Annotated in this window: 1 protein-coding gene; it reads left to right on the top strand. The window is 68.6% G+C overall.

Translation table 11 applies throughout. The features are described from left to right. The first annotated feature begins 142 nt into the window (after positions 1-142). Positions 143-2554, top strand: coding sequence for an RICIN domain-containing protein (locus tag O1R50_RS15560; protein ID WP_270111009.1), 2412 nt, complete (start codon positions 143-145; stop codon positions 2552-2554). Positions 2555-2634: the final 80 nt, after the last annotated feature.

Below are 2634 nucleotides of genomic sequence, written 5' to 3'. Positions count from 1 at the left end.
GGCAAGGCCGCCTGATACAACAGCATTCGAAGCTCCTGGGAGGCAACGGAAGTAGACAGCTGTTGTTCTACCAGGAGCTTCTTCCATGCCCTGCAACCAAACTCACCCAGGATGAGAAGGGCTCACTGGAAAGGAATACGCCATGCGGAACTCACCCCCCAGGCGCCTTCGCCCGCCCGCCCTCGCGGCGGCCCTCCTCCTCGCGGTCGCCGGAGCCCTCACCGGCCTCGGCGCTTCCCCGGCACAAGCCCAGACCCAGCACACGATCTACGTCTCCCCCACCGGCAGCGACAGCGGTAACGGAACGGCCGCGCAGCCGCTCAAGTCCCTGACCGAGGCGCAGCGGCGCGCCAGGGAGGCCGCCGCCATCGGCGACGCGGACGTCACCGTCAACCTCCTCGACGGGACCTTCCGGCCCGACGCGCCCCTGCGGTTCAACGCGAGCGACTCCGGTCGCAACGGCCACACCGTGACGTGGCAGGCCGCGGACGGGGCGGACCCGGTCGTGTCCGGGTCCCGTGCCGTCACCGGCTGGGTCCTCGACGACGCCGCCACGGGCATCTACCGGGCCAGCGTCGGCACCGGCTTCGACACCCGGCAGCTCTATGTGGACGGCGTCCTCGCGAAGCGCGCCGAGATGAGCCTGGCCCCCACGGACATCGGGCTCAACGCGAGCGGGTTCACCATCCGGAACTCGAACCTCAACTGGCTCTCGACGCTGCCGGACCAGCGGCGCCTCGAACTCCGGGCGAACCTGACGTGGACCACCCGGATCACCCCGGTGGACTCCATCTCGGGCACCACGGTCACCATGCGGCAGCCGGCCTGGAACAACAACACCTACGGGTGGGACACGATCCAGAGCCCGTTCGTGGGCCCGAAGTTCTTCCTCGCGAACTCCAAGCGCTTCCTCGACCAGGCCGGCGAGTGGTTCCTCGACGCGAACACCGGGACGCTGTACTACAAGCCGCTCCAAGGCCAGAACATGGCGAACACGAGCGTCGAGATGCCGCGGCTCCAATCCCTGGTCCAGGTCGGCGGCACGTACGACCAGCCGGTCCACGACCTCCGGTTCGAAGGGCTGACCTTCACCGGCACCTCCTGGCTGCACCCGAACTCGTCGGACGGCTACGCGAACCAGCAGACCGGCACGTTCATGACCGGCGTCCAGACGCACCGGCCCGCCGACGCGTTCACCAGCTGCGCCCGCGGCTGCCGCGGCTTCGAGGGCTCCCGCAACGGCTGGTCGCAGACCCCCGGCGCGGTCCAGGTCTCGGCGGCCGACCGGATCGCGTTCGAGGGCAACACCTTCGTCAACCTCGGTTCGATCGCCCTGGGCATCGGCAACGACGCGAACGCCCACGCCTCGGGCGTCGGCCTCGGCGCGCACGACATCACCGTCCTCGGCAACACCTTCACCGAGAGCTCCGGCGGCGGCATCTCGATCGGCGGCGTCCGACCCGACTCGCACCACCCCTCGGATCCGCGCATGGTCAACCGCGACATCCGAATCGGGAACAACAGCATCTACAGCACGGCGCTCGACTACCTCGACAACGACGCCATCCTGGCCACCTACGCCACCCGGCTCACGATCGACCACAACTACATCGCCGACATGCCCTACAGCGGCATCGGCGTCGGATACGGCTGGGGTGCCAACGACCCCGGCGGCAGCCAGGAGTACATCAACCGCGGCCTCTACGACTTCCAGCCGATCTACACCACGCCGACGACCCTCACCGACGTCCACATCGAGTACAACCACCTGGTCGACACCGTGAACACCCTGTGGGACGCGGGCTGCATCTACACGCTCTCGGCCCAACCGAACAGCACTATGAAGGGGAACTTCTGCGATAGGACGGGCCAGCTCGGCATGTACTTCGACGAAGGCTCCCGCTACATCGCCGCGACCGGCAACGTCATGATGAACACGGCCGGGCAGTGGGCCCACGCGAACATCCAGGGGGGCCACAACACCGGGAACCTGACCCTGACCGGGAACTACTCGACCAGTTCATCGATCACCGGCATCACCAACGGCGATCGGGGCAACACCGTGCAGAACAACACGGTCTTCTCCGCGGGCAGCATTCCCGCGGGGGCCCGCCAGATCATGGACGCCGCCGGGCCGACCGACGGCGGCACCACTCCGACCTCGGGAACGCTGCGCGGCACGGCCTCGAACCGGTGCCTGGACGTGCCGAACCAGTCGACGACCAACGGCACCCAGGTGCAGATCTACGACTGCTGGAACGGCACGAACCAGCAGTGGTCCTATTCCGCCGCAGGGGAACTGAGCGTCTACACGGGCACATCGCGCAAGTGCCTGGACGCCTCGGGCGGCGGGACCGCGAACGGGACCGCGGCGATCATCTGGTCGTGCCACGGCGGCACGAACCAGAAGTGGGACCTGCGCGCCGACGGTTCGGTCGTGAACCGGCAGTCCGGGCTGTGCCTCGACGTGTCCGGGGCCTCGACCGCCAACGGCGCGCTGGTGCACCTCTGGTCCTGCCACGGAGGGTCGAACCAGAAGTGGACGCTCGGTTAGCCGAGGTACTACGGTGGCGGGGGGGGGGGGGGGGGGGGGCGCGCGGGGGGGGGGCGGGACAACCCCAGCCCGCGCGAAAG

The organism is Glycomyces luteolus, assembly GCF_027622875.1.
Classification (GTDB): domain Bacteria; phylum Actinomycetota; class Actinomycetes; order Mycobacteriales; family Micromonosporaceae; genus Glycomyces; species Glycomyces luteolus.
Note: the sequence above shows the minus strand (reverse complement) of the source record. Positions and strands in the feature narration are given on the sequence as shown.

Excerpts from the sequence above, each read along its gene's own strand:
- O1R50_RS15560 (WP_270111009.1), top strand. The coding sequence starts at position 143 with ATGCGGAACTCACCCCCCAGGCGCCTTCGCCCGCCCGCCCTCGCGGCG.